Raw genomic sequence first — 21,277 nt, forward strand, 5'->3', positions numbered from 1 at the left:
TGCTTCAGCAGCTTCTTTGTGTCAACCGAACAGCGACGTCCATCCCGAACCGTGTACCTTCTTCATCTCGTTGTCGAAGTCGGTGACGTCCGAGACAGTGAGTACGTGGTGGTCAACCAGCCAACGACTCATCCCTGGATTGAGGCCATCTTCGCTTGCCCATGACAGCTTGTTGATATCGTCGAAATGCTTATCCATGACTCTGTGGAGATTCTTGAATACGCCTGTCTCGCTGATCGAGTAGCTTCCAAGCCACTCTTCTATCTTGCCTTTTCTGACGATTTTGGGATTCGAGAACCCGCCGATAATGAATTCATATTCACGAAAGGTCAACCAGAAAAGAGTGCTTTTGTGCTTGTCGTCGTGTAGCCATTCGCGCAGCGCCCGAGCAATGTGTTCGTTGGATGAAAGCTGTTCGATATGCTCGTTCGGTACGAAAGTCGGGATAAGATCCGAATTCGATGTGTCGGGGCCTGCTTCGGGCGTGTCGACCAGTACAACGTACTCGCGCTGGCGGCGGATGGCGTGGACTGCAAACGCTGGAGGTGGTCCAACCGCTATGCGGTAACGGGCACCAGGTTCTGACAGTGCAAAGCGATTGCCTTTGCGCTCATCGCGGGCGTCTCCTGATTCGCGTGCTTCTCTGGGTAATTGTTCGAGTACTGCGCCGTAGGTGTGGCTACCCAGTCTGTGTTCAGGTTCTGCTGCATCAAGTTTCACCTGCCTGTATGACAAACTGGATGACTTAAGCGGTACGCTCATCGCGACGTATACGGGGTACTCGCTGTGGTTGACCACGTGATATGCGCCCGTCTCCGTGTCCCGGACAACTGCGGGGCACCAGTTGTTGCTCAGTCTTGGGTCGCCCTCGAAATTGTTGAGTATGTATCTTGTGAATGGCGTGTAGATCGATTCGACGTGGAATCCGTGCTGTCCAGTCTCGAGAGGTGGAAGGACATAGGGCGCTTTCAACGGGATCCTCCTTGTTCCGGTTCAGCACTGGGTGACAGATGCGCCACGACCACGGTGATGTTGTCGGCGATTGTGCCGTGGCGTTTGTGCTCAGAAAGGGCCGCACGAACGAGTGCTTCTGCTAGTCGAGCGGGACTGGCATCCGGTGGCTGGGATCCGAGAACCTCACGTATGGCGTCTTCAGGGTCTCGATCAGGTGTGGTGTCCATTTGGGTGTGCGGGCCGGACCAGGCGTTGAGGAAGCCGTCTGTGACCATGATGTAGCGGTCATTGGCTACTGCTGGCTGGTGCCATCGAGACAACTTGTAGGTGTAGCCCGCTGGGGCGTCGGAGAAGAACCCGATTGCGTTGTCCAGGGCAGCGTGCTGATGCAGGGCTGGTGTCATCGCTGTGACGTGAACGGTGTCGTCGGCTGTGTCGGTGTGGGCACGAAACACCTGACTGTCTCCCACGTGCCCGCCGGAGACAGTGAAAGTGGAGGTGTCGAGTGTCAGGACGTCGAGCGTGGAAGGCGCGGCGAGAACCGAGCGTCCGCGGAGTCCTCGAAGTGCTTGATCAGTGGCGGCGAAGACGTCGTCGATAGGCGAGGTGGGCAGAAGGGTTCGTAGTGTCGCGCGTACGGTTCGGGCTGTGAGGACGCCGTCTTCGCCGCCGCCCGCGGCATCGGCAATCGCTGATGTGTGTCCTCGAATCAGGAAAACGTCGTTGTTGTGACGGCGGTCGCCCGCCGAGGTCTCCCCGGCTGCTTGGAGTTTGAGAGGCGCTGCTGCTGCGGGTGCCATTGCCTGCGTGGGTGACTCGTCACCGGCTGGTTGGGGAATAGGTCGTCCGAGTGTGTGGGGCAGGCTTTGTCGCACGGCGGGCGCAGCACGCTCGGTGTGTACCTGTCCGACGGGGATGGTCGGCGGGAAATGTTGCTCGCCGACGTACGTGACGCGATACACCGAAGCCCCCACAATCAGGACCGCGCCGTCGTGTATCTCGAACGGCGGTTGGCCTGCGTACAGGCGATGCCCATCGACGGTGATGGGCGCGCCGGACAACGCTGTCACCCACCACCGACGCGTCTGTGGGTGACGGACGAAGTGCGCACGCTGGCGTCTTGTTTTTCTATCGGTGACGACCGCTGTTTTACCTCGTGCGCGCCCCAACGTCACTGTTTCGCCTCGCAACTCGATGGGTGGAATATCGCTCGTGCCGCGCAGATCATGTAGAAAGACGCGCTGCGTGTTGTCGAGCGACGCCTTGCCGAGGCGGTCGGTGGTGGGCGTGTGCGAGACGGGTCTCAGTTCGACGGTTCGGGCAGCACCGTTTCGTGTGCCGCGTCGAGACGCCAACCACCACAGTCCGCAGCCGGCCAACAGCGCGGTAATGATCGCCATGCCCATCCGCCAATCGATCATCCACAATCCGGCCGCGATGAGAGCACCCACCGCGATGGTCCCGACTCGTCCGATCAGTGGGCAGTGCCGAAGTCGGTCGAGACGTCGCCGCAGCGAACGCTTCGACACGCGTGGCCGTGGAAACCGCCGGCCTGTTGACTTGATGGGCATCGGAACTCCGTTAGCGATTGATGGCGGGTGAGCGCGGCGCGTCCGGATCGTTGTCCGGTGGCAGGTAAGGGGGGTCGTCGGTCGGCACACTGTCGGGGTGCGGTGTTCGCGGCTGGTGCTGCTGTTGAACCAGATGGCCAGCATTGCCGATGACGTCCTGTTGCTGTTGTTGCTTGGGAGGTTTCTTGAAACGCGTGAAGTTACCGACCTGTTGGGCTGCCGGTATCGCGCCGCCTGCGTCTACGTGCAGAGCATCTTGTTTGACGAGTCGTAGCCATCGAATGAGCTGGTCCGCGCTACGTTCAGCTGCTTTCACACGTGCGTCGAAACTGTTGTCCGTCGGCACTACGTGGCGTCTTTCGGGTGCAGGGTCGAGGCATCGACGCAGCAAGTTGTCGAGACCTTCGGGTACAAACGGTGCGAACTTCGAAACCGGGGTGAGAGGCCCACTGCGCAGTCTGCGATATGAGTCCAAGGCCCTTTCGGCACGAGGGTTGCCGTTTTGGAAGTCGTTGAGGGTGATTCCTTGCTGTTCGGCCTCGTACAGATACGGCGGCTTCCCGGTGATCATCTCGTACAGAGTTGCGGCCCAGGCGTAGATGTCGGCGGCAACGAGGTGGGTCGGCCACAGCTGCCCTGCTGAGCCTTGCTCTGGTGGCGAGTAGAAGAGGCTTTGCAACCGCAGCCGTGAGCTGGTGTGTGCGGCCTCATCGAGACTGCGAGAAAGTGCCCAGTCGATGATCTTCGGGGTGCCGTCGTTGTCGATGCAGATGTTGGGGGGCTTCATATCCAGGTACGCGCGAGCCCCCTTCTCTCTTTTCGTCCACGACCAGGCCAGTGCGCTGAGTAGTCGTTCGGCGATCTGCAGTACCAGGGCAAGGTCGAAGCCCCCGGGCTCGTTGCCGTTGATTCGGGCGTCTTGAAATGTATTCAGGGTGTGGGGATATCGTCGGGTGACGATCACCATCTGGTCTTGGTAGATGTCCGAAAAGTAGACGTCTGCGACGGCGTCGTTTATCGACACGCCCAGTGCGGGAACAGCATCGAGTTCGGCGAGGCCTTGGGCCCGATCACGCTTTCGGAGCTTCCAGGAGCGGTCGGGGAGGTAGACCTTGATCACGTATTCGATTCCGTTGTCGGGACTGTCCTCGTCGACGGCGAGTAGAAGAGAACCGCCGTTGACGTGTCGCCAGAACTTTGTGATTCGCCAGTGCCTGTCGAGCGGGTTGTCGACTGTGTCGTCGGGAAACACATTGCCGATCTCGAGTCCGTACTCATCGCGCGGCGAAGCAGCAGGAGGTCTGTGGTTGCTTGCGCGCGGTGCCGGTGCCGGCGCCGGTGGGGGTTGCGGTTGCGGTGTCTGTGGGGGTTGCGGTGTCGGAGTTGGGGTCTCGCCGCTGAGGTCGTCGGGTTGTTGTTCACCTTGCTGTGCGTTGCGCGGGTGTTGTTGTGTGTATGGCTGGGTGGGGGTTGCGCGCGGACGGTGGCGGCGCTCTTTCAGGTGTGCAAACGCGGTCTTGAGATAGTGGTCGGCCAGATCCTTTGCGGCGGCGGAGTCGTCCGACAGTTTGTGCAGCGCTTCACGGGTCTGTGCGACGGCGTGCTTCGCGGCAGCGTCGGCCAGGGTGTGCTCGTGTTCTCGGGTCAGCGAGTCCATCCGGTTGCGGTGCTCGCGTTCGTCGAGGTCACCGGCATGGGCCACAGTGTTCGCCCGGTTGCGGTGCTTGCGGTCGTCCAAGTCGTATTGGGCGTCCGCTTCGCCCTTCGCGCCTTCGATTACTTGGACAGTGGTGCGGGCGCGCAGACGAGCTGCGTCCCGTCGCGCATTTTCCAGGTAGGGAGTGTGAGGGCCGAATAGTTTGAGCAGCAGTGGGGTGAGGTCGACGACAAGTAGCGTGACGATGATGACGATGTAGAACCATCTGTATCCGAGGTCGTCGCCGATGAGTCGGACAAGGGCTCTGTGGCGAGTCACAGCATTGGTGTCGGCGGCGTTGACCGCTTCGTATTTGGCGGCCTTCTCGTCGATTCGAGTCTGGCGGGTGCTCTCCAGCGTACGAACGAGGTCCTGCGCCTCTAGGGCCTTCTGCTGGCTGGTAATTGCAGTCGTGTCGGCTTGGTTGTACACGTATCTTCTGTTGCTTTCCGCGCAGATCTCCCGCGGGTCGCTCGGAAGTAGACAGTTCGCGCTGGGGGGACTGTCGCCGGCGTCAAGCGTGCCTCCAGTCCCCCGACGTTCATCCTGCCAATCAGCCTGGGCAGTCTCCCGGGTGCTATTGGCTATATCTCGAGCGTTTTCGGCGGCTGTGCGCGCATCTTTCGCATCGGCGATTGCTGTGTCGTACTCTGCGCCTATGGATGCTTTGTAGTCGGTGAGGTTGTCGGACTGGATGCTCGGCAGCTCCCGTTCGATTGCGGTGTTGAACATGCCGAGAGCGACCGATTCGGAGATGACGTAACCGACGACGACCGCCATCCCGATGCGTGCGAGGTAGAACCATGCCGAACGCCATGCTCGCCGAAGCCAGTTTTGGGGTCCGACCAATAGGTCGCCGTAGTCGATCGAGGTCATGATCCATCGGTCGACGCAGAATACGAACAGTGCCCACACGGCGGCAAGGACCCAGATGAACCAGTAGTTGAAGCGGTGCCCGACGTTGACTGCCCAGGCACTGGCCAGAACGCCGCCGAAGGCGATGGTAGGCACCAGAATCAGGATCCCGGCTTGGGCGGCAAGTTTGGAGGCGTCGGAATTGTTGTCGATCCACGGGCGGTGGAAGCCGCCGATCCGCAGCAACATTCTGGTGAGCCAACCGCAGTTGTTGTCGACGTCGAACTTCGGCTTCTGACGACCATCGGGCCCAGGGGGGTCCATGCCGTCGTCTTCCTTGGCCGAATTGTCGGGTGGAGGCGCGCCGCCGCTCATCGGATCATCGGGGTCGGCGGAGTCGACGCGTGAGCGGGGACGTCACTGCTCAAGGCGGTTCTCCTCCGAGTGTATTGGGCTAAGAAGTGTCGCACAGGGTCGGCGGTTCGGCGTGGCGAGAACAGCAGGTTCCGGTCAGCGGGCAGCATGGGCACCCGTTCGGTAGAACGTGGCGGTGTTCGTGCCTGATGTGGTGCCGAACGCGATGCGGTCGCCGTCGGCGAGTTCGGTCCATCTGCCGGGGGTTACACGCACTCCGTTGATCCAGGTACCGGTCTTGCTGTTGTCGGCACACCACCACACGCCATCGTTGGAACGCAGGGTGAGGTGATGTCGCGAGATGCTGGTGTCGGCGCTGATGGTGATGTCGCAGTAGGTGCCCCGCCCGACGGTTATCTCGGTACCGACGACGCGGTGCGCTCGACTATCGGGACCGACCAAGGTCGGTCCACGCCCGGGTGAGTCCGGGATGAGAGTTGTTGCCACCTGACTGTCGCTGGGGTGGAGGTCGGTTTGGTCGCCGTAGGCGCGTGTGGGTTCCACTGGGTGGTCGGACATCGGATGCGTGGAGCCACGCAGGGCGTAGTGGCGAGCGCGGACCTTCGGGTTGGAGACGATCTCGACCAGGGGCAGCATTCCGCTCGGAGTGTCCGCGGAGTAGCGGCGCGTGACATCGACGGCTTCGGCGGTGAGATGGGTGATGACGTCGTTGATATCGAAGTGATCGCTGAGGTCGGTGAAGTCGGCGGGATTCAGACCGACGGTAATGCAGTCGGGTAGATACCAGCGCCCGTCGGAGTGACGGAAGACGAGGGTGCAAATGTGTTCGCGGGCGTTGTCGCACAATGCAACTGGATTGCTGCGACCTGGTCGTCGCCATTCCCCGCGCACGAGATGCACAGCGGCGATAGCGACGACGGCGGTCATCACGAACAACACGGTTCCGCCGGTGAAACCGCACACAATCACGAAGATCAGCCACGCTATGCCGAACACGGTGGTTACCGCTCGAGAGTGGGGTGTCCATGCGCGGATCCATTGCAGGACTGCGACGGACGTGGCGCGCAGCTCATCGGAGGCTACGCGGATCAGATCGGTCATCTCCGGGTACTCCATTCGCTGTGACAGGTGGGGACTCTCCTAGGGGAGAACTTAAGGCGCACAGAGGTGGATGAACAGAGTCCGGAAGGTTGGTCAAGTCCAACCCTGAATGGGGTTGACAAGGAGCGAAAGTCGTGGACTAGAACCTCGACAGAGCCCGGGGTCAAGTGAAGTCTGGAATTCGTCACATCTCAAGTGGGTACCCCCAGGTTTCACGATGCGTCAGCCAGTGGGTCAGGGGCCGGACGTAGCGCGCTCAGCGCGCCCGTCAGAGGGCAGCGGCCGGTGACGACAACGAGCCCTCGAAAGGTCAACGCAGGGTGAGCTATGACGTCGTCGGGTGAAAGATCGGGCATCAGGTTCAGTGCCCGGGCAAGTACCATCGCCGACCATGGGTTGGGGCTGTGGTCGGCTCGGCAGTCGTCGCTGGTCCACACCGTGGCGGCGGCGACGTCGGTACGCACGATCCGGCTGCGGGCAGCGGTAGCGCGGAGTGCGTGGAGTACTTCCTCTGGTGTCTGATGACCGTCGGTTGTGGCTATGTCGAAAACGGTCACATCACGGTCTAGTCCAGGACGAACGAGGAAACCAGTAACAATATTCATTCCTGCATCGCACCGAATGAGTAACTGTTATAGCTAGTTGGTGTTGACCCACTTGACAGCCTGCGCGATATACGTTGGCGGACGTGCGTCCGTCCGGGCCGTTCGATTAGTTCAGCACGTACCGTCTGAAATGTAGCAAGTGGACGGTTGTGACCGGATCGTACCGCCCCTGTTGCCGAAACCGGACAGAGAACGGTTTCGGCAACAGCTGATCAGTTCGTATGCCGACGTACGGTCCGGGTACGAACTGCTCCTTCGACGTTATTGAATGCTCGTATTACCTGTGGATCGGCGAATGGTATGAGCTGGGTGAACAACACTCCTGCTGACGATCTATCGTTGTCGGTGTCGGCCCAGTAGTAGGTGTTCGCGCCCCCGGCCCATGCCATGGTTCCGACTGGGCGGCCTGCGGGTGTGACTTGCTCGTTTCGCATGCCGAGCAACGACCACGATGTGTTGATTCCTGGGATCAGGTCGATGTCGTGCGACGTTGCGTAATCAGCGGATTCGATGGTCCCGAAAGATGCTGAGTGGCTTCGTTGTGCGTCGACGAGGGTATCCGGCTGTAGGTACTGCACACCGTTCCAGGCTCCGCCGGCACTGAGCATGCGAAGGAACGTCAGGTAGTCCTGGGGTGTTCCGTACAGCCCGCCGCCGCCTGAGTGGAATTCTGGATCGGTGGGCAGCTCGAATGGTGTGGGTACCAGGCCGTGAGGTGTTTTCGTGTGTACATCCGCCAAGCGAGTGCGATCGGTGATTCCGAACGTTGTGTCGCGCATACCCAATGGGGAGAAGATCGTCTCGTGGAGGTGGGTTGCCAGGTCGTGTCCGGTCAGGCGGGTGATGGCAAGTCCCACCCATTCCAGGCCGGTGCCGTACATGGCGTTGGTGCCTGGGTGGTAGACGAGCGGGGCGTCGACGATCGAGGCGAGTTTGAGTTCGAGGCTCGATGGCACCTTCTTGTCGTGAAGATAGCGCGCGAGATCGGCGTGTAGGAACGAGTAGCCGGTTCCGGCTGTGTGCGAGAGCAGCATTCGTAGTGTGATGGGTCCTCGTGCGCGGACGAGCCGGGGCTGATCCTCGTCGTATCCCTCGAGGACGTACGCCGCGGCGAGTTCGGGCAACAGATCGGTAGTGGGAGTGTCGAGTTCGATGAGACCGCGCTCGACGAGTTGCAGTGCGGCGACGGCGACGATCGGTTTGGTCATCGATGCCAGCCAAGCGATGGTGTCGTCGGTCCATGGGTTTGTGCCATCACGTGTTCCCGCTCCGCCGGAGTACGTGATGCCATCGCGGTCGGCTGTCATGACGTAGAGGCCGGTGACCACTCGGTCGTGCACCGCTGTGGTCAGGATCGTGGAGATGGTGTTGCGCAGGGCTGATTGCCCTGATGGTTCTGGTGTCATGACCAGGTCATGGGGAGTTCGTCCACCCCATAGATGCCGATGGCGTGTTCTCGGAACTTGATGTCTTGCAGGGGTACAGCACGGTGGAGGGTTGGGATGCGCCGGAGCAGGGTGGGGATGGCGATTTGGAGTTCGAGTCGTGCGAGGGGCATGCCCAGGCATTGGTGCGGGCCGTATCCGAAGGTCAGATGTCGGTGCACTGGCCGGCGTAGGTCGAGGCGATCCGGGTCGGTGATCGCTGATGCGTCGCGGTTGGCGAGGTCGCCGGCGATGATGAGGCCGTCGCCGGCGGGGATGGTGATCCCGTTGATGTCGATGTCTTCTGTTGCGACTCGGCGTCGTCCGCCTTGGGGGACGGCGGTGTAGCGGAGGAGTTCTTCGATGGCTCCGGCGATTTCGTCGTGTGTGCGCATCGACAGGAGGGTGTCGCGCTGTTCGGGGTTTTCTGTCAGGGCCAGCGCACTGAGGGAAATGGTGTTGGAAGTGGTGTCGAATCCTCCGAGGAGCATCAGCATCCCGGTCATGGCTGCGTCGTGTTGGGAGATGTCACCGGTGGCGACGTGTTCGTGGGCGAGTTCGGAGAGCATGTCATCGCCGGGGTCTGTGCGTTTGACGGTCAGTAGCTGGTAGATGTAGTCGATCAGGCCTTGGCGGGCGGTTTCGGCGTCCTCTGCGGTGGCGTGGGGATCGATCAGGGATTTGGCGCTCGTTGTGAAGAACTGGTGGTCCGCGTAGGGCACGCCCAGCAGATGGCAGATCACGGTGCACGGCGCGGGTAGCGCGAAAGCTTCGAGGAGGTCGACAGGTCGCGGCCCGGCAAGCATTCGGTCGATGAGGTCGTTGACGAGATCTTCGATCGGAGTGCGCATCGCCTCGATGCGTTTGGCGGAGAACGGTTTGGCCACGAAGTGGCGTTGACGGGTGTGCTCGGGGGCGTCCATGGTCAGAAATCCCAAGCGGTGCATGAATTTACTGGGGGTGGAGTGGGGATAGTTGGGGTGCTCGGGTACGGCGCTGAGGCGTGGGTCGCGCAGCAGTGTCCGTGCTTCGTCGTACCCGCTGATCAGCCAGGGGGTGCTGCCGTCCCAGATCTGCGCGCGTGTGATCGGTGAGTCATTCTGTACTGCACGCAGTTCCGGTGACGGGTCGAAGGGGCACTTGGGGTTTCGGGGGGCGGGGTAGGTGGGCAGGGTGTCTGTGCGCTTCGCGTCGTGCGGTGCGTTGTCGGTCGCGTCCCCTTCTGGGCGGTGCGGGGCGCGCATCACTGGTCTCCGAAGCTGTCGAACAGTTCGTTCGCGGTGTCGAATCGCGGGCCTTTTCGCGGCCCTGGGGCAAACTGTGCGGGCATTGTCACGAAACCGTTGATCTGACCGACCGTGGGGTATCGAACGGCGGCATTGTCGACAAGGCGGTAGCCGGGGAGTCGGTCGAGAACTTGGCCGACGACGACCTCGAAGTCGATTTGCGCGATGTGGCGGCCGATGCATCGGTGCAGTCCGAGTCCGAACGCTGCATGTTTGCGTGTGTCACGGTCGAAGTCGATGGTGAGGGGGTCGGGGAAGACCTTTTCGTCGAGGTTGGCTGCTGCCCAGGAGATCAGGACTCGTTCGCCGGGTTCGACGGTGGCTCCGTCGATCTGTGCCTCTTCGGTGGCTGTTCGTCCGACACAGACAACAGGGGTGAAATAGCGCAGGAGCTCTCCGCATGCTTTCGGTAGGTCGTCCGGGTGATCGATCAGTCGTGCTCGATCATCGGTGTTGCGGTCCAGGTACTCGAACGTCGACGAGAGCAGGGCGGTGGTGGTGTCCATACCGCCGGCGATCATGGCGTTGCAGACGGCGATGATGTCTGCGTCGCTGATGTTCTCACCGCCGATCTCCATCTGGGTCAGGAAGCTGATGAGGTCGTTGCGGGGATGGGCACGGCGGAGGGGAATGGTCTTGATTACTTCGCCGATGAGCATCGCGAAGCCGGTTTCGACCGTCTTGTATTCCGGGGTGTCGGATGGGGTGTAGGCCAGGGCATGCACGGCCTCGGCGTAGATGCGCCAGTTGTCCATCGACAGGCCCACGATGTCGAGGGTGAGCAGAGCCGGCACGGCATTGGCGAGATCCATCACGAGGTCGATCTCGCCTGATTCGATGGCTTGGTCGATGCACCACGTCGTGTAGGCCTCGATCCGTGGGCGGAGCCGTTTTGCAGAGGTGGGAGAAAAGTAGGTGTTCAGTGCTTTTCGCCAGTCCAGATACTCGGGTGGGTCCATTTCCAGTGGTAGGGCACGAAACGTCGACGCGGGGATGATCGTTCCTTGCGGTCGCCCTGGCGTGTTGGGTAGCTCGTGGGCCGAGGAGAACACTTCCGGTCGACGTGCGACTGAGGCGACCTGCTCGTAGCCGCTGACCACGTAGAAGCCACCGTAGTGGGAGCTGTGGGCTACCGGGCACTTTTGGGTCATGGCGGTGTTGACTGCCCACGGGTCTGCTGAGTATTCGGGTGAGTGGTGGTCGAAGTCGATGTTTGGGACGGTGCTGTTCGGCATGACGGGGGCTCCTAGGGGCGTGTGGCGGCCGAGACCGGTTGTGGGAGAAGTTGAAAGCCGGGGTAACCGTCTGCGGTTACTTGCTCGCAGCGGGCGGCGTAATCGGGGAACCCGATGAGGGGCATGAAGACCCTTTTCTTGCCGGGGATGTTCGCCCCGAGGTACCACGAGCCACACGAGGAGAGGAGAGTTCCGGCGGCGACGTCGGTGACGTGTCGACCCCAGTCGTGTTCGGCCTGTGGTGTGGCTTCGATGCTGTGGATGTGATGGTCGGTGAGGTGTTGCAGACAGGTTCTGATCCAGGTTGCGTGTTGATGAATTGCCACCAGCACGTTGGCCAGGACGGACGGGCTACCGGGGCCGGTCATGGTGAACAGGTTGGGAAAGCCGGAGGTGGCCAGGCCCAGGTAGCTGCGGGGGCCCTCCGACCACGCCTGGCGCAGCGTTCGACCGCCGCGGCCGCGGATGTCTATGCGTGTGAGAGCGCCGGTGATGGCGTCGTAGCCGGTGGCGAACACGAGGATGTCCAAGTCGTGCGAACTGTGTGTCGTCCGTAAGGCGGTCGGTGTGATCTCGGTGATCGGGTGGGATGCAATGTCGACGAGGTCGACATTGGGACGGTTGAACGTTTCGTAGTAGCCGTCGCCGAGGCAGATTCGTTTGCATCCCATGACGTGGCGAGGGGTGAGGGTTGCAGAGACTGCAGGATCGGCCACGGTCGAGCGGATCTTGGTGCGGACGAAGTCGGCGACGACCTCGTTTGCCGCAGGGTCGACGAGGAGATCTCCGAAGGAGCGTAGGAGCAGCGGCCCACCCCTGTTCCACAGGTGCTCGAACTGTGCTTCACGCTCTGTCTTCGAGAAATGGAACACCGAGTTCGGGTTGGTAGGAAACCGGGACAATCCGGCTGTGGGAACTGTGTTGTTGCGTGCACGAAATCCCGCGTAGTCGGCCTTGATTGCGGCTTGGAGCTGAGGGTCGAGCGGTTCGTCGCCTGCGGGCAAGGTGTAAGCAGGGGTGCGTTGAAAGACGGTGAGCTGACGAGCGTCTCGGGCGATCAGGGGGATGGCTTGTACCCCAGACGAACCGGTCCCGATCACACCGACTCGTTTGCCTCCGAGTGCCACGTGATGGTGGGGCCACCGTCCGGTGTGCAGGATGTCGCCTGCGAATGAGTCCAGGCCGGGGATCTCGGGCACGTTGGGTTCGGACAGGCAACCTGTCGCGGTGATGACGTACCGGGCGATGATTTCGTGTCCGGTATCGGTCCGGACGGTCCAGGAGGCGGTGGCGTCGGAGTAGACCATTTGTTGTACGCGCGTGTGGAACTCGATGTCGCGTTCGAGGTCGAAGCGATCCATCACGTGCTCGATGTAGCGCATGATTTCAGCTTGGTCGGCGTATCGCCGTGTCCATTCCCAATCTTGTTGCAGCTCATCGGAGAATTGATACGAGTACTCCAGGCTCTCCACATCGCAGCGCGCACCGGGATATCGGTTCCAATACCAGGTGCCGCCGGCATCACCTCCTGCCTCGTACACGCGGACGGTCAGGCCGATCGTGCGTACTTCGTGCAACATCTGCAGTCCTGCGAGCCCCGCACCCACGATCAGAACATCGACATGCTCGTCCATGTCATCGCTCCGTGCTCGTGTTCACGGTCTGCTGATATGGCATCTCCGATGACGGCGCGCGTTCGCTGCGAACTGCCGCGACGCTCGCCGCAGCAATCCAGACAATGACAGCGAACACACTGGCATAGGTGATGAAACCTCCCGCCTTGATGGGGCTCTCGGGTGCCAGGAGCGGAACGCAGCCCAAAATCTGCACCACGACGACGATCGCCGAGAGTGGTTTGAGAAATCCGGGCCATCCTGCGGCGGCGGTGGTGCACAGGGCTGCGGACACGACGATGACAGCGGCCGGGACGGCACTGAACATGAAGCCCAGTACGTAGGCATCGGAAAATGCGTGCAGTAGTGCGTGGGAGTCCGGGTCGGCGGCCCAGCCCGAGAAGATTTGGAACAGACCGAGATAGACCGTGGCGAACCCCACCCACGCCGTGCCGGCCGCCATCATCAGCATCGGCAGCGGACTGTGCGGTACTTCCCGCCGAAACCGCACGTACAGATAGCACAGGAACCACAGGGCGGCCATCAACGCGATGCCTGCGACGAACTGGTAGATGTATCCGCTGGTGGTGTGGGTGGCGTAGAAAGTCACCACCTCGTCCTCCGGTGAGCCGAAAGGCGGGATCGGTGCCAACACGAAGATCGTCGACGCCAACACCAGCAGGCTGATGATCCCACTTGCGGCGTGCACGATGTGGGGGCGGGTGCGATCGGTGTCGCGTTGGGATTGTGGAGTGTCCATTACTGCACCGCCTCGAGGTTGAGTTGTGCTGCGATGTGCAGGGCGAGCGCCGCGGGGCTGGAGTCTTGGCGCATCTGTTTGGGTGTGACCCGAATGTCGAATTCCCGGTTGATCCGGGTGCTGAGTTCGAGCGCCATCAGAGAGTCGAGGCCGTGGTCGCCCAGAGATCGGTCCGGGTCGAGTGCAGCAGCGTCGACGCGCAGAATCTCCGCGGCGTGTGCGGTGAGGATGCTCTCCAAAAATCGTTGCTGCGCTGGGGGTTCGAGATTCTGCAGTTCTGCCAACGAGGTAGATGCGGTCAGGTCGATCCCGCGTTCTGCGCCTCGATCGGCAGGGATGGCCGCGAAGAACGACGAGGTGCGAAGTTTGTCTGCGAGCATCGACTGCCACCCGGGGTCGAGGATCGGGAGGTAACCCGCGCGCGGCCGGTCGTAGCGTAGGAGCGCATCGCACGCGTGGAGGCCCTCGTCGGGGTCGATCATGGCGTTCCCGCGGTCGGCGAACATCGTGCCGCGCCCGTACTCGGCCCACGCTCCCCAGTTGACACTCAGAGCTGGCAAGCCGTGGTCCCGCCGCCACATCGTGAGGCCGTCGAGCAGTGCGTTCGCCGAGGCATAGCATGCCTGACCCGCGAAACCCACGAGTGCCGAGGCCGAGGAGAATCCGAACCACCAGTCGAGTTCACTGTGCGCACACGCCTCGTGCATCTTCAACGCGCCGTGCACCTTCGGTGCCCACACGCGCTCCATCAACGCATCGTCGACCGTGGTGATCGCGGCGTCGTCGACAACTGCTGCTGCATGAATGACCCCTCGCAGCGGCAGTCCGGTGGCGGTGGCAGCACGGACCAGGTCCGTGGCCGTGTCCCCGATCGCGATGTCTCCGCGAACGATCTCGATATCGGTTCCACCCGAACGCAACTCGTCGATGAGTGCCATCGCCTCGACCGAGGGCGCGGATCGGCCGTTCAAGACGACCCGTCCGGCACCGTGTTCGGCGAACCACCGCGCAAGGATGAGGCCGAGACCGCCCAAACCGCCGGTGACCACGTAGGAGCCGTCGGCGCGGATCACCGGTACGTCGTCGGGGCGGATCGCTGCGTGCCCCTCACCGTCCTGTGGAACGGTCAGAACGAGCTTGCCGATGTGATCTCCCGCAGCCAGGGTGCGGAACGCGGTGCTGGCATCGCTGAGCGGATAGGTGGTGTGCGGGGTCGGGGTGAGAGCGCCCGAGGCGAGCAGTTCGTGTACTTCGCGGAGGACATCGCCGAGTTCGTCGTAGGGCAGAACGCCCAAGTCGACACTGTGCAGAGAGATGTTGCGACGGAACGGGAACAGCCCGATCTTGGAGTCGGCGTAGATGTCCTTCTTGCCGAGCTCGACGAATCGGCCGCCGATGCGCAGCAGGTCCAAACCAGCTCGTTGCGCGGCGCCGGTGAGCGAGTTGAGTACAACGTCGACGCCCTCGCCGCCGGTGACGTCTCGGATCTGCTCGGCGAACGCGGTCGATCGAGAATTGAAGACACGTTCGATGCCCATGTCGCGCAGGTACTGCCGCTTGGCGGCGGTACCTGCGGTGGCATAGATGGTTGCGCCGAGGTGTCGAGCAACCGCGATCGCTGCGAGCCCCACTCCGCCGGTCGCCGAGTGGATCAATACCCGCTCACCGGGACGAATCCTGCTCAGCCGATGAAGCCCGTACCACGCAGTGGCGAACACGCTGGGCCGCGCAGCTGCAGCAGCGAACGTGACGTCGTCGGGAAGTCGGTTGACTTTGCATGCGGGGACCACTGCGAAAGACTCGAAGACGCCTGGATGCATTGCGGCCACGCGATCGCCGGGTCGGAATGTGGTGACCGATGATCCGGTGGAGACAACTGTTCCGGCGCAGTCGAATCCGAAGGGCATCGGTGCGCCGTCGACGGTCTTGTACAGACCCATCGCGTTGAGGACGTCGGCGTAGTTCACGCCGAGTGCCTCGACTGCGATCTCGATCTCGTCGGCCGCGGGCGGACGGGCGGTGGTTGCGACCAGTTCGAGGCTGCCGAGGTCGCCGGCGTGTTGGGGAGCGAGCGCGTAGCGATCACGCCCGAAACGAATGGGGCGGTGTCGGCGCTCGTTATCGCGCAGCGGGGCCACTTTCAGCCGCGCCAGGAAGAGTTCGCCGTCGCGTAATGCGATCTCGTCTGCGTCGTCGTCGGCGAGGAGGATCTGGGCCACCAGTGTGGGCTCGGCAGGGGATGACACATCGAGGTGACGGATACCGAGCTCGGGGTGTTCGTGACCGATCACTCGGCACAGGCCGCGTACCGCAGTCTGCTCGAGGTTGCGGCCGTCGCCGGAGCCGACCCTCTGAGCATCATGGGTCACCACCCACAATCGCGGCCGGTGTGTGTCGGTACGTTCGACGAGGACGCGAACGAGCTCGATGAGCTGTCGGATGCGGTCTTGGGCGCGCTGCGCAGTGTCGTGGTCTGCGGTGTTGGTCGGTGGGGCGCAGAGCACCACCACCTGATGCGGAGGATGCGCCGCTAGGTCGGCGTCGAGTGCGTCGGAGTCGGTGTGAAAGGCGCGAATATCGATGTCGTTGCCCAGCGCGGCTGCGAGGTCGACGGTCAGTGGGTCAGTGGTGCTTGCTTCGGTGAGGACGAGCCATCGCCCGGCCTGTGTTTGGGGCGCGGGGAGGTCGGCGCGTTCCCACTCGACGGTGAGGAGTCGTTCGGCCAGTCGCCGGTCTGCGGTGGCCAGCCGCACGCCGGTGGCTTCGGCGACGACGGTGCCGTCCTCGTCGAGCAGTGTTATGCCGCCGATCGCGAGCTGTTCGTCGAGATGGTGCAGTTGAGCAAGGCAGTAGCGAGCGTGGTGGGGGTTGCGGTGTACCCGCAGCGAACCAACTCCGGTGGGGAAGGCGTCGCGGATGAGGGCCGGGTGAGACGCCAAGGTCTGAAGGCAGCCATCCATCAGAACGGGGTGTAGGGAGTACGCGTCGACTTGGCTTCGCGCGGTGGCGGGAAGCGACACTTCAGCGAAGACGGTCTGCGCTGTACCGGTGTCGTCGGACAGGTGCAGCGCGGTCATCGCTGCGAACGCGGCTCCGTGGTGTACGCCAGCCCCGTGGAACTTGGCGTAGGCGTCTTTGGTGTCCAGAGGCGTCGGATGGGAGGCCAACAACTCGGCAACGTCGAGACGCTCGGGTTCGACGGGTGGCCTGATTCGGAGTGTGCCGCTGGCAAGGAGGGTCGATGCATCGCCGTCGTGGCGGGTCAGTGACTCGAACCGAACCGATTCGTGTCCCTCGGGCCGGGTGCGAGAGGACACCACAGTGTTCTCGTGGAGGTGAAGCATCTCGTGGATGACGAGATCGGTTATCTCGACGCTGCCCAGGTCGGCTGCGAAGACCGACTGTGCGGCGACAAGCCCCATCTCGCAGTAGCTCGCACCGGGCAGTGCTGGCTGATCATGGACCTGATGATCGTCGAGGTACTGCAGATCGCGGCCACTCATGGTGGCCTGCCATCGGTGCTCGTCATCGGCGTCTATCGGTGTCATGTGGACGCCGAGCAGCGGATGAGCGTCGACGCTGGCTCCGGGCTTTTTCACGTGCAGGGCCAGGACGCCGAGATCTTCTCCTGCCCAGGTGGGAAGTGGAACGTCGACCAGCTGACCAGAGGGGTATACGCGCTCCCAGTCGACGGTGACGCCGCTGCAGTGCAGGTCCGACAACTGGGGGAGCAGGCCCAGTGACTGGTCTCCGTCGCGGCGCAGCGTTCCGATAGCGGTGGCATCTCGACCGATCGATGTCGCGGTCTCGGTGATGGCGTAGGTCAGGAGTGGATGTGGTGAGAGCTCGACGAAAATTCGGTGCCCGTCCAGCACCGCGGCAGTCACGGCATCTGCGAAACGCACCGGCCGCCTGAGGTTGTCGACCCAGTACCCGGCATCGAAGGCCGCGGGTTTTCTCGGATCTTCGAGCACAGTGCTGTAGACCGGAATCTTCGCGGCGTCGGGGGCGAGGCATTCGAGCTGTAGCGCGACATCGTCGAGAATCGAGTCCACGTGCGGTGAGTGGGATGCATAGTCGACGGCAATGGTTCGCGCATGAAGATCGCGCGCGTCCCACTCGGTGACCAATTGCTTGACCCGGGCGGGGTCTCCCGCAACCACGGTGGAAGTGGGGGACACGATGACCGCGACGGTGACGTCGTCGATTCCGGCGGCCTCGAGCTCAGCGGCGACCTGCAGGTGGGGTAGCTCGATTGTGGCCATCGCGCCGCCGCCGGCGATCCGGGTGACCAATTGGGAACGCCGGCAGATCACCTTGACGCCGTCGTCGAGGGTGAGCGCGCCGGCGACAACGGAAGCCGCGGCTTCGCCGAGCGAGTGGCCGATGACCGCGGCTGGCTCCACGCCACGTGAGCGCCACGCCGCCGCGAGAGCAACTTGCACGGCGAAGATGGTCGGCTGGATCTTCTCGATCCCGGTCACGGTCTCGTCGGCCACGAGTTCACCACGTACCGAAAACCCTGCTTCGCGCGCGATGAGCGGCTCGAGTTCATCGATCATGGCTGCGAACGCCGGTTCGGTGGAGAGCAGTTCGCGCCCCATTCCCGCCCATTGAGACCCTTGCCCGGAGAACACCCACACCGGTGCGCCGCCGTGGCTGCCGATGGCAGCACTGACCACACCCGTCGCGGGTTGCAAGGCTGCAATGCTGCGCAGTTGGTCGGTCAGTTCCTCATGTGAGGCCGCAAGTGCGACAAGACGTTCGGTGCGATGTTCGCGGTGGCGTGCGAGCGTGGTGCCGATGTCGGTGAGCGAAGCGTGAGCGCCGGGGCCCGTCAACCACTGCGCCACGCGGCCGGCTGTCTGTGCCAGGGCCTGGGGTGTGCTGGCCGAGAGCAAGATCGGCTGGGCTGTCGTACTGTCTGCGGGTTCGTCTGCGCTGGGTGCCGTCGCTGCAGCTTCTCCGACAACGACGTGAACGTTGGTTCCGCTGAACCCGTATGACGAGACTGCGGCCAGCCGAGGTGATCCCGGGTTGTCCCATTCTGTCAGCTCGGTCGGAACGTACAAGCGGGTGTCTTCGGAGGATATGTCGGGATTCCATGACGTGAAGTGCAGATTTCCTGGAATCTGCTTGTTGCGCAACGACATCACGGTCTTGATCAGCCCTGCGAGACCCGATACCGACTCGGTGTGCCCGATATTGGTCTTCACCGACCCGAGAGCGCATGGTGTGTCGCCGTTTCCGTAGACGGCAGACAAGGCTTGGAATTCGACCGGATCGCCCGTGGGGGTTCCCGGGCCGTGCGCTTCGACGAACTCGACATCTGACGGGTCTACGCCCGCCACACGGAGTGCACTGCGCTGCACGGCTTCTTGAGCTGAGGCGGATGGGACGACGATGTTGTCGGATCGGCCATCGGAGTTCGCCGCCGACCCACGTATGACCGCCAGGACACGGTCACCGTCGCGCTCGGCGTCGTCGAGGCGTTTGAGGGCGATCACCGCGCACCCTTCGCTGCGTACGAATCCGTCTGCCGCAGCGTCGAATGCCGCGCATCGTCCGTTGGGTGAGAGCATCGACCACTGCGAAAACAGCACGCCGACCTCGGGACCGAGCTGCAGCATGGCCGCGCCGGCCAGGACGAGATCGGTTTCTCCAGAACGCAGGCTCTGGCATCCCAGGTGCACCGACAGCAGCCCCGATGAGCATGCGGTGTCCACCGCAACCGAGGGGCCGTGAAGCCCGAGGAGGTAGGACACGCGACCTGCTCCCACAGAATGGGCATTGCCGGTCATGACGTACGGGTTGTCGACCAACGAATCGTCGAAGGTGCGCAATAGATAGTCGTGGTGGGCGAGACCGAAAAAGACACCGGTCTGCGAGTCTTTGAGTGAGCCCGGAGCGATGCCTGCGTGTTCGAGTGCTTCCCAGGACATTTGGGTCAGTAGACGGTGCTGCGGGTCCATCGCTTCGGCTTCGTATTCGGTGATGCCGAAGGCCGTGGTATCGAAGCCACCGATGTTGTCGAGAAAGCCGCCCCATCGAGAGACGGTGCGACCGAGGACGCCGGGCTGCGCGTCGTAGACGTCGTCGGCGGCCCAGCGTTCGGGCGGGACCTCGCTCACGGCATCGCCGCCACTGGCCAGAAGATTCCACAGTGCGTCGGGGGAATCGACACCGCCGGGGAACCGGCAGCCGATTCCGACAATGGCGATGGGGTCTACGGTGGCTGCGTGTCGGTCGGGGCTGTTGGTAGCGTGCTGCACGGTGAGATCAGACATGGTTGAGCTCGCTTCTGTCCGAGGTGACGGGGGTGACGATCATGGGGAGGCTGTTCGGGCGTGGCATCGCCGCCGCGACGCGGCGCACGGTGTGGCGGGGAGCCGGAATCAGTCGCCACCGTCCGAGGATCGTTGCCAGTGCAATGACCGCTTTGGCCTGGGCGTAGGACTCGCCTATGCACCGGCGATTGCCCTCGCCGAACGGGAGGAAGGCGGTGCGGTCGGGTAGCTGGTCGCGGTCGACGAGCCACCGCTCCGGACGAAAGGAATCCGGGTCGGTGAAGGCGGATCCGTCGCGGTGCAGGTCGATCTGGCTGAACATGATGTCCGCGCCTGCGGGGAGCTCGACCCCGTCGATGACGACATCGGTCTCGGCGCGGCGGAAGAGCATCAGCAGTGAATATCGACGAAGCACTTCGTTCACCACGGCGCGGGTGTAGGTGAGGTCGTCGATGTCGGTGAACTCGGCCGGCCGGCCGTCGAGCACTGTGCGCAACTCGGTACGGAGTGTGCGTTCGACGTCCGGGTGTTGGGCAATCTCATGGAATGCCCACGTCAGCGTCGCTGCGGTTGTTTCCGTGCCCGCCATCATGATCGACACCAGTTCGTCTCGGATGAGGTCTTCGCTCATCGCCTCGCCGGTGTCGGGATCTCGGGCAGCGCGAAGGTGGGAGAGCAGATCTGCGCCGTCTCCGCTCTGGTCGGTGCGCACGACGTGATCGACTGCTCCGCGCAGGCGGTCGGCTGCGCCCATGAATCGCCTGTCGAATCCCGACGCCTTGCACAACCAGGACGGCAGGACTGTGCGGGCGACCATGCCGTAGGTGAAGATCGGTAACGATCGAATAATCTCTTGCACAACGTCTTTGGGTAGGCTTCCGGTGAACATCGATCGCGCGATGGTGGTCAGCGTGAGCTCTACCATTGCTTTTTGCACGATGACTCGCTGTCCGGGAACCCAGGATTCGGCGAGGGCATGGGATTCGGCGGTCATGATCTTGGCGTACGAGGCAATCATCTGCTTGTGGAACAGGGGCTGGATCAAGCGACGCTGCCGCCGGTGTAGCGCGCGGTCAGAGGCCAGTAAACCGTTGCCGCTCAATGGATGTACGGCTTCCCACACCATTCCTTTGCCGAACGAGCGGGCGTCTTTCACGAGGACGTGGTGGGCCAGCCGTGCGGTGGTGAAGAAGTAGATCGGACGCTTGCCGATGAAAATCTGAACCATGTCGCTTTGCGCGCGCAGGTCGGCGAAGAAGTCGAAGGGGTTGCGCATCAGCGGAAATATGTGGCCGAGCATGGGCCACTTACCGGGTGCGACCGGTACCGCTCGGGTGGGCGGGCCGTCGTGCGTTTGCTCAGTTCCGGTGTACGGGCATTGCGATCCAGGCTGCATCGATGAGTCGCTACTGCTCAAGGTGTGTCTCCGACCAAATCAGGCCTGAAGCCGAGTACCAGCTCCAGGGCGTGGATGTCGAGCGATTCGGGAAGCGAGGCTGTGTGATCAATGGCACT

Annotated in this window: 12 protein-coding genes; all 12 read right to left on the minus strand. The window is 62.7% G+C overall.

The window, feature by feature from the left end; translation table 11 throughout:
• Positions 1-21: 21 nt before the first annotated feature.
• Positions 22-720, minus strand: a complete 699-nt coding sequence (locus CH271_RS28395; RefSeq protein ID WP_141214628.1) for a hypothetical protein — start codon at positions 718-720, stop codon at positions 22-24.
• A gap of 248 nt (positions 721-968) precedes the next feature.
• Complete coding sequence (locus CH271_RS09580; RefSeq protein WP_170945381.1) at positions 969-2,525, minus strand: SpoIIE family protein phosphatase; 1,557 nt, start codon at positions 2,523-2,525, stop codon at positions 969-971.
• Between the two features lie 10 nt (positions 2,526-2,535).
• The gene (locus tag CH271_RS09585; protein WP_032364844.1) at positions 2,536-5,451 is read right to left on the minus strand and encodes a DUF4407 domain-containing protein; all 2,916 of its coding nucleotides are present in this window, start codon (positions 5,449-5,451) and stop codon (positions 2,536-2,538) included.
• 135 nt (positions 5,452-5,586) lie between these two features.
• On the minus strand, positions 5,587-6,552 hold the full coding sequence (locus CH271_RS09590; RefSeq protein ID WP_032364845.1) for an FHA domain-containing protein: 966 nt from the start codon (positions 6,550-6,552) through the stop codon (positions 5,587-5,589).
• Positions 6,553-6,764: 212 nt separating this feature from the next.
• Positions 6,765-7,109 carry a hypothetical protein gene (locus tag CH271_RS28400; RefSeq protein ID WP_032364846.1) on the minus strand — a complete coding sequence of 115 codons (345 nt, stop codon included), beginning with the start codon at positions 7,107-7,109 and terminating at the stop codon, positions 6,765-6,767.
• Between the two features lie 260 nt (positions 7,110-7,369).
• Positions 7,370-8,563 carry a serine hydrolase domain-containing protein gene (locus CH271_RS09595; protein WP_052049303.1) on the minus strand — a complete coding sequence of 398 codons (1,194 nt, stop codon included), beginning with the start codon at positions 8,561-8,563 and terminating at the stop codon, positions 7,370-7,372.
• Positions 8,560-9,825: a cytochrome P450 gene (locus CH271_RS09600; protein ID WP_080733000.1), complete on the minus strand. Its 1,266-nt coding sequence runs from the start codon at positions 9,823-9,825 to the stop codon at positions 8,560-8,562. Before CH271_RS09600 ends, CH271_RS09595 begins: the two co-directional genes overlap by 4 nt.
• Entirely contained in the window at positions 9,825-11,102 is a 1,278-nt protein-coding gene (locus CH271_RS09605; protein ID WP_032364847.1) for a cytochrome P450, read from the minus strand. Before CH271_RS09605 ends, CH271_RS09600 begins: the two co-directional genes overlap by 1 nt.
• A gap of 11 nt (positions 11,103-11,113) precedes the next feature.
• Positions 11,114-12,736, minus strand: a complete 1,623-nt coding sequence (locus CH271_RS09610; protein WP_032364848.1) for a flavin-containing monooxygenase — start codon at positions 12,734-12,736, stop codon at positions 11,114-11,116.
• A 1-nt stretch (position 12,737) separates the two neighbouring features.
• On the minus strand, positions 12,738-13,475 hold the full coding sequence (locus tag CH271_RS09615; protein ID WP_052049304.1) for a hypothetical protein: 738 nt from the start codon (positions 13,473-13,475) through the stop codon (positions 12,738-12,740).
• Entirely contained in the window at positions 13,475-19,762 is a 6,288-nt protein-coding gene (locus tag CH271_RS09620) for a type I polyketide synthase (protein ID WP_052049305.1), read from the minus strand. Before CH271_RS09620 ends, CH271_RS09615 begins: the two co-directional genes overlap by 1 nt.
• A complete protein-coding gene (locus CH271_RS09625; RefSeq protein ID WP_230596631.1) occupies positions 19,755-21,158 on the minus strand; it encodes a cytochrome P450 in 1,404 nt (467 codons plus the stop codon). The genes CH271_RS09620 and CH271_RS09625 overlap by 8 nt, the downstream gene beginning before the upstream one ends.
• Between the last annotated feature and the right edge of the window lie 119 nt (positions 21,159-21,277).

Source organism: Rhodococcus sp. 05-340-2, assembly GCF_002258915.1.
Classification (GTDB): Bacteria; Actinomycetota; Actinomycetes; order Mycobacteriales; family Mycobacteriaceae; genus Rhodococcoides.